At 44.6% G+C, this 7,423-nt stretch carries 5 protein-coding genes and 1 pseudogene; 1 reads left to right on the top strand and 5 read right to left on the bottom strand.

Going from position 1 to position 7,423, the window contains the following annotated elements; genetic code table 11:
• Window positions 1-184 precede the first annotated feature (184 nt).
• A pseudogene (locus tag NXS07_RS12980) lies at window positions 185-443 on the top strand (insecticidal toxin complex protein); the annotation flags it as partial.
• Window positions 444-504: 61 nt separating this feature from the next.
• Here the strand turns inward: NXS07_RS12980 and rnd are convergent.
• From rnd to yoaA, 5 genes are all read right to left on the bottom strand, one after another.
• The gene (gene rnd, locus NXS07_RS12975; protein WP_258086881.1) at window positions 505-1,632 is read right to left on the bottom strand and encodes a ribonuclease D; all 1,128 of its coding nucleotides are present in this window, start codon (window positions 1,630-1,632) and stop codon (window positions 505-507) included.
• A 163-nt stretch (window positions 1,633-1,795) separates the two neighbouring features.
• The gene (gene fadD / locus NXS07_RS12970; protein WP_038196882.1) at window positions 1,796-3,493 is read right to left on the bottom strand and encodes a long-chain-fatty-acid--CoA ligase FadD; all 1,698 of its coding nucleotides are present in this window, start codon (window positions 3,491-3,493) and stop codon (window positions 1,796-1,798) included.
• Window positions 3,494-3,991: 498 nt separating this feature from the next.
• Window positions 3,992-4,567: a Slp family lipoprotein gene (locus NXS07_RS12965; protein ID WP_258086880.1), complete on the bottom strand. Its 576-nt coding sequence runs from the start codon at window positions 4,565-4,567 to the stop codon at window positions 3,992-3,994.
• Window positions 4,568-4,681: 114 nt separating this feature from the next.
• A complete protein-coding gene (gene tsaB, locus NXS07_RS12960) occupies window positions 4,682-5,377 on the bottom strand; it encodes a tRNA (adenosine(37)-N6)-threonylcarbamoyltransferase complex dimerization subunit type 1 TsaB (RefSeq protein WP_258086879.1) in 696 nt (231 codons plus the stop codon).
• A 64-nt stretch (window positions 5,378-5,441) separates the two neighbouring features.
• Window positions 5,442-7,358, bottom strand: a complete 1,917-nt coding sequence (gene yoaA, locus NXS07_RS12955) for a DNA repair helicase YoaA (RefSeq protein WP_258086878.1) — start codon at window positions 7,356-7,358, stop codon at window positions 5,442-5,444.
• Between the last annotated feature and the right edge of the window lie 65 nt (window positions 7,359-7,423).

Here is a 7,423-nt window from a genome sequence, read left to right as displayed (position 1 = left end):
TACTGCTTAAAACCCAAAAAGCCATCACTCAATATCACAAGCGCTGAAAAAACAGGACTTCGGGTGATGGCTTAAACCGATCTCAGGTTAATAAATAAAAGACATAAATTAGATTTAAAACAGTCACCAAATAAATTGTTAGGCGGATTCATATAATAAATGCAACACTCAGAAAGTGATTTTAGTGGGGGGAAGACATACCGAGTATAGCAATAAGGGGCAAGTGATACGTACTTATCAGCCTTATTATCTGGACGATTGGCGTTATGTGGCAGATGATAGTACTCGCAATCATGTAGTATGCCGATACTCACTATTACGATCCTATTGGTCGGGAAATACTGGTGATAAATGCCAAGAGATATCTGCGTCGGGTGCAGTATTATCCATGGTTCAGTATCAGTGAAAATGATACCGCTGCTGAAACGATGACACAAAGTTAACCTCAACCTTCCCTGCCCCATTCGATGGGCAGGGAATAAACATCACCGACAATAATCGTTATTAAGCCGGATAATTTGCTAATATTTCAGCAACAGGCTCAGCCAGCAACTCTCCTCGCCATCCACGGAGTAATTCAGGCTGATAATCGGGTGACTTCAGTTTCCAATGAGAACTGAGCAATTGATTGATTTGCCGACGGGAAGCCAATAATTCCACACTAAACTGCTGGGACTCACTAACCTGAGTGACCAGCGATTTAATTTCCTTAAAGGCCGTACGATAGCCCGGATAATCAATGAGGTTTGTAATGAGAGCCGGACAGGCTTCATCTGGAATATCTCTGCTCTCTGCAACCATTACCAGCAAACGACGCCCATGACAACGGATTTCCTGCCCACTTAATCCTAAGGCATCCAACTCCCCCAAAGAAGTCGGCATATAACGGGCTACCTGCCATAGATTTTCTTCGCGAATAACAAAATTGATTGCCAAATCCCGTTCCCGTGCCTGATTTAACCGCCATCCCGCCAGTTTTTTCAAACAGGCCAGCTGCTTTGGACGTAATTGCCACGCGTTACCTATATCTTTGTAAGCACATTCTGGCATCAATATTTCTTTGCGGCGTTGGGCGATCAGATAACTTTCATCTTGTGCCGCATCCATGTATCCCGCCTGCTTCGTTGCCGCCACCAGAATATCGGCCAAAGGCAATAAATAATAAACATCCGCCGCGGCGTATTCACACTGCTTTCCACTCAATGGACGAGCTAGCCAATCAGTGCGGGATTCACTTTTGTCCAATTCCACGTGAAGATATTGAGCAACCAGTGTTGCGAGACCACACGACATAGGATGGCCAATAAACGCAGCCAGTACCTGAGTATCAATCATCGGCGTTGGCAAACATTGAAAGCTATTCCAAAAAACCTCTAAATCTTCACTACCAGCATGGATGAATTTTAATACATCTGGATCAGTCAACAACTCCCGAAAGGGCTGCCATTCTGAAATATCGAGAGGATCAATCAGAGAAAGTTGTTCGCCATCAAACAGTTGTATCAAACCTAATTGGGGATAATACGTCCGTGTGCGTACAAATTCTGTATCTAATGCAATTGTTGCGTGTTTTTTTGCCCGTTCACAGATTGACTGCAATTGAGCATCGGAGGTAATCAACTGATAATTCAAAACATCATTCTCTTAGCCATTCATAAGACTTGTACAACAACGCCGGTAAGAACCGGCGTTGTTGATGTGATAGGCAATCTTAAAATATTTACCCTTTAAAAAATCGTTCTTAAGGCTATAAACGGCTAAACCGTCTCCCTTAAGACAACCATCTATAACATGATCAATTCGCCGCTGTCGCAGCATTATTCGCTTTTGCTAATTCTTCGTTACGCAGTTCCTTGCGAAGAATTTTACCTACATTTGATTTCGGTAATTCATCTCGGAACTCAATGAGTTTCGGTACTTTATATCCGGTCAGATAACGACGGCAATGTGTCTTAAGCTCGTTCTCAGTTAAACTCTGATCCTTACGAACCACAAATATTTTGACGGTTTCACCAGAGTTATCGTTTGGAACACCTATTGCTGCTGACTCTAACACTTTAGGATGGGAAGAAACAACATCTTCTACTTCATTGGGATAAACGTTGAAACCGGAAACCAAAATCATGTCTTTTTTCCGATCAACGATATGTAAAAACCCGTTTTCATCTACATTGGCAATATCCCCTGTCGCCAGCCAGCCATCTTTCAATACTTCAGCCGTTGCTTCAGGGCGATTCCAATAGCCTTTCATCACCTGCGGGCCATGAACCCACATTTCCCCTGCTTGCCCCAAAGGAACTTCATTGCCATCATCGCTAACCAGCTTAATTTCTGTCGAAGGTACAGGAAAACCAATGCTGCCACTATAATGAGTCAGGTTATAGGGATTACCTGAAACTAGAGGTGCACACTCTGTCAACCCATAGCCTTCAAGTAAATGACACCCCGTTAAATTTTGCCATTTTTCGGCCACTATTCTCTGTACGGCCATGCCACCGCCAACCGACAAACGTAATGAGGAAAAGTCCAGTTTCTGAAATTCAGGGTTATTCAACCATGCATTAAATAGCGTATTCACTCCCGACAAGGCAGTGAATGAGTAACGCGACAATTCTTTGACCGTTCCATTGATATCCCGAGGATTAGTAATCAGCAGATTTTGCCCACCAAGTTCAATGAACAACAGGCAATTGACCGTCAACGCAAAAATATGGTAAAGCGGCAATGCGGTGACGACTAATTCTTGTCCGGGAGCCATCAGCGGAGCGTAATTAGCCTTTCCCTGTTCAAGGTTCGCCAACATATTCCGGTGGGTCAGCATCGCTCCTTTTGCCACTCCCGTTGTTCCTCCGGTATATTGCAAAAATGCCAGAGCATCGCCGTCCACATCCGGTTTAACATACTGCATACGGTAACCCTTGTGGATCACGCTGCGAAACGAAATGGCATCCGGTAAGTGATACTTCGGTACAAGCCGTTTAACGTATTTTACGACGAAATCTACAAGAGTTCCTTTCGGACGGGATAATTGATCCCCCATGCGCGTCAGAATAACGTGCTTAACCGGGGTGTTGAAAACAATCTTTTCTAAGGTATGCGCAAAGTTAGAAACAATAACTATGGCTGATGTTCCGCTATCAGTAAGCTGATGTTCCAGCTCGCGCGGAGTATACAAAGGATTGACATTGACAACTACCATCCCTGCACGCAGGACGCCAAAGAGAGCAACGGGATATTGTAATAAGTTTGGCATCATTAATGCCACGCGATCCCCTTTTTTCAGCCCCAGTCCATTCTGTAAATAGGCTGCAAAGGCTCGGCTACGCTCTTCCAATTTACGGAAAGTTATCACCTCGCCCATGTTGATAAATGCGACTTGATCGGCATAACGTGCCACAGCATTTTCAAACATTTCAATCAACGACAAATAACGATCGGGATCGATTTCTGCCGGAACATCTGCCGGATAATGTTTTAGCCAAACTTTTTCCAAGTTGAATACTCCTGAAATCTAATTGCTGTATAACCACTGACCATGAAACAAAAACCAGACCTGTACATTTAACAAATTATTAACTCAGCGTACCAGTTTGAAAAGAAACATTGTTCAGGTTGGCGATATACATCACTAATTTAATACTATATGTCTCTGCCAAAAAATAAGGCAGCAGAAGCTGCCTTATTTTTTTATTATTTATCAATGAGTTAATTAAATAACCAACACTTGGATGTATAACGCTTTGATTATACACTGATTTAATCATTTTTGACTTAAACTAACTTCATTATTCTAAATAGTAATAAGCAGGATAAACCAATAAAGGATAATTATTAGGAAGATAATAGTAAACAAAGAGATGAAACTTTGAGGATGGCCTCGCCACTTACTTTATGAGGCCATTTATTTTGTATCTGCAAACTTTATCCGTCAGACAGGATCATTCGGTCAAAATCGTTTCAACAGGCACTACCTGAGTCTGGCTTAAGACACTCAATACCTTTCCGCCAAAGCGTCCTTCATGCTCACTATCTGGCCCCAGTCTGAAAAATAAGGGGTACCATAATAGTTCCAGAAAACAGAGTTACCAACAGGTGGTAGATCAACACGTTCAGATTCATACCAGCGTTTAAAACCGACGACATTCATCACGACATAATTATACGGACTATTCCCTACCATCTCTTTTTCGAGGTCTGTAATCGAACCCACCACTGTCACATAATGATCTTTAAAATCATTCGGTTCCAAAAAACCATTCACATAGGCATAAACTCGTCCAAGAGACGGTTTATTCAAAAGCGGAGCCGCATTACTTGCCAATGGTAAAGCCAAAATTTCTAGCCGAGTCCTGTCTTTTTCATTTAAGACACTCAATACCTTTCCACCAAAGCGCCCTTCATGCCCAATATATAGTTCAGGTGTATTTTTGACAGAAAGCAGATTTTCTACGGGTGTTTTGGTCGTTCCTTTTATTGCATCAGGAACCGATACACAACCTGTAAGTATCATTGCTCCCGCCAATGCAACCACTTGCAGCATGACTCGATAGTACGTCCCCTTAAGCATAAGCTCCTCCATTGCAGTAAAAATCACGGAAAAAATTAACCTGAGCATCTATATTCATGGACATCATTTCCCATCACAAGTTGCATCAGCTTTACATAATTACGTTTGTTTACTTTAACGGCCTGGTAATTTCTTCCATGTCACTTCATTGCGCAGATAAACGGGTTCGGCATGTTCAACTGCCGTTGCTTCTCCTGCTTTCCACATCTGAACAGCCAGTGGCAGCATATCTTCCGCATGAGGTAAAGTAATGTCACTTTTTACCAAATCTAAATGAGTGTCCAATAATTGAGGATAGGCTTCCCATCCGGTTCCCGCAATTGCCCAAACTCCAGTTAAGGCATTCATGACGGCCTGTGCCTGTTCAGGCTTCAAAACTGCCTCTGTTTCATCACCCTGCCATTCACCTTGTGAATTGCGGGTATATTGCCCCCAATAAACCTCTCCCATACGGGCATCGATGGCAACCAGAACATTTTGAGCGCCTTTTAGGCGAAATGCCCCCTGTGCCATCGTTTTGAGCGATGAAACACCAAGCATCGGCAACTCAGCTCCCAACGCCAGACCTTGAGCAATGCCAATACCAATCCGCACCCCAGTAAAACTGCCAGGCCCTCGACTAAACGCCAGCGCATCCAGCTGTTGCAGACTCAAATTGCCCTGAGACAATACCGCCTGAACCATCGGTAAAATGCGTTGAGTATGTTCCCGGGGAGAAATTTCAAACTGTGCCTCAATGACACTTTCGTTCCAAAGTGCAACAGAACAAGCTTCAGTTGCAGTATCAATAGCTAAAATCCGCGTGGACATGCCTTAACTCCGGCAAGAATAGAATTCGAAATAAGGGGGCTATACTACCATAGCCCCTGAGATTTTACTCTGACTCTGTTGGACGTGATTTAAGAAATGCCACCGCTTTCGATAAATCACGTGTACGGCGGGCAGGCGGTAAGCTGTTAAGAAAAATTTCACCATATGGGCGCATTACCAAACGATTATCACAAATGATGACCACGCCATAATCATCAATATCACGAATCAGGCGCCCGACGCCCTGCTTCAGACTGATCACTGCATCGGGAATCTGGACTTCACTAAAGGCATCTCCGCCTTTAAGCTGGCAATCTTCAATCCGTGCCTTGAGCAGCGGATCATCCGGCGCGGTGAACGGCAGTTTATCAATAATGACACAGGACAATGCATCGCCACGAACATCCACACCTTCCCAAAAACTACCCGTCGCCACCAGTAGCGCATTACCCGCAGAAATAAACTGTGACAACAGCTGTCCTTTGCTTGTTTCTCCTTGTACCAACACCGGCAATGTCAGGCTGGCACGGAATTCCTCCGCCAGACCGCGCACCATCTGATGAGAAGTGCAAAGAAAAAAACAACGCCCCTTATTGCTTTCAATTAATGGCTTCAACATACGTGCTAACCATTTTGCCCCGCCATTCTGGTTCGGTGATGGTAAATGGCGCGGAACACACAGTAACATCTGGCGCTGATAATCGAAGGGGCTGGGCAAGAGCAACGTCTGCGCTTGCTTCAATCCCAAGCGTGCCGTGAAGTGTTCAAGCTGTTCATTGACAGATAAGGTTGCGGACGTGAAAATCCAGCAACCAGACTGTTCACGGATCATGTCACTGAATTTATCGGATACAGATAGTGGCGTTAGTGCCAGCAGAAAATGTCGTCCATAACTTTCGAACCAATAGCTATAATTGGGTATAGTAACGTCGATCAGCCTTTTAAGACGATTACGATAGACCGTTGCCCGTTCAAAAGCAGCATCCAACATGGCCGAACGCCCCAAAGAGAGCTTCATTACGTCATAACAGAGTTCCAGTGCATCATCCAACCGTACCAGCATCCGCTGTATCTGTGGCTGCTGCAAGGCTTCACGGAGATTGCCCCGATAACTGTTCTCTCCCAGGGACAGGCGAAAATCCTGCGCACTTTGGCTGAGACGATCCGCACTTTTCTGTAGTTGGGCCTGATCCCGTACTTCAGTACGGTAAGCCATGATGATATCTCGTGATAAATCCATCAATTGGCGACTACTCAATTGCTGACCAAAATACTGGCTGGCAATATCGGGGAGCTGGTGTGCTTCATCGAAAATCACCACATCCGCACGAGGGATTAATTCGCCAAATCCGGTATCTTTCACCACCATGTCCGCCATAAACAGATGATGGTTAACGATGACTACATCCGATTCCATCGCTTTGCGGCGAGCTTTCAGAACGAAACATTCCTGATAGCGCGGACAATCACCGCCTAAACAGTTATCATTAGTACTCGTTACCAATGGCCAGACAGTGCTGTCTTCTGCAATTTGGTGGCAAGTACTGATATCACCATCTTCTGTCTGAGATGACCAACTTCTCAGCCTAACCACTTCTGCCAGCATCTCTGGCTCAAGTTGAGAACTGCCAAGTGATTGCTGTTCAAGGCGCTCAAGACAGAGATAATTTGAGCGCCCTTTCAATAAGGCCAGACTGCCCGTAAACTTCAACGCATCAGCGACGGTCGGCAAGTCACGGTTATAAAGCTGATCCTGCAACGCCTTGGAACCTGTGGAAATAATCACTTTTTTGCCTGAACGTAATGCAGGCACCAGATAGGCAAAAGTCTTACCCGTTCCCGTTCCCGCTTCCACCACCAATTGCTGCTGTTTTTTTATTGCAGCGCTAATGGCTAAAGCCATTTCCCGCTGTGCGTCACGGGGCTTGAAACCTTGTATTGCCTTGGCAAGTACGCCATTTTTCGCAAAATCGTCTGACACGAACCGTCTCTTTACAATAAAATGTGGCAGAATTATGCCAATACTGAGTAGTAATCACCAGCCAA

The organism is Xenorhabdus bovienii (genome assembly GCF_024721015.1).
GTDB classification, from domain to species: domain Bacteria; phylum Pseudomonadota; class Gammaproteobacteria; order Enterobacterales; family Enterobacteriaceae; genus Xenorhabdus; species Xenorhabdus bovienii.
The sequence above is the reverse complement of the archived record's forward strand: the minus strand, read 5'-3'. Positions and strand labels throughout refer to the sequence as shown.

Coding starts and splice junctions, on each gene's coding strand:
- NXS07_RS12965 (WP_258086880.1), bottom strand. CDS start 4,567: ATGCTTAAGGGGACGTACTATCGAGTCATGCTGCAAGTGGTTGCATTG.
- tsaB (WP_258086879.1), bottom strand. CDS start 5,377: ATGTCCACGCGGATTTTAGCTATTGATACTGCAACTGAAGCTTGTTCT.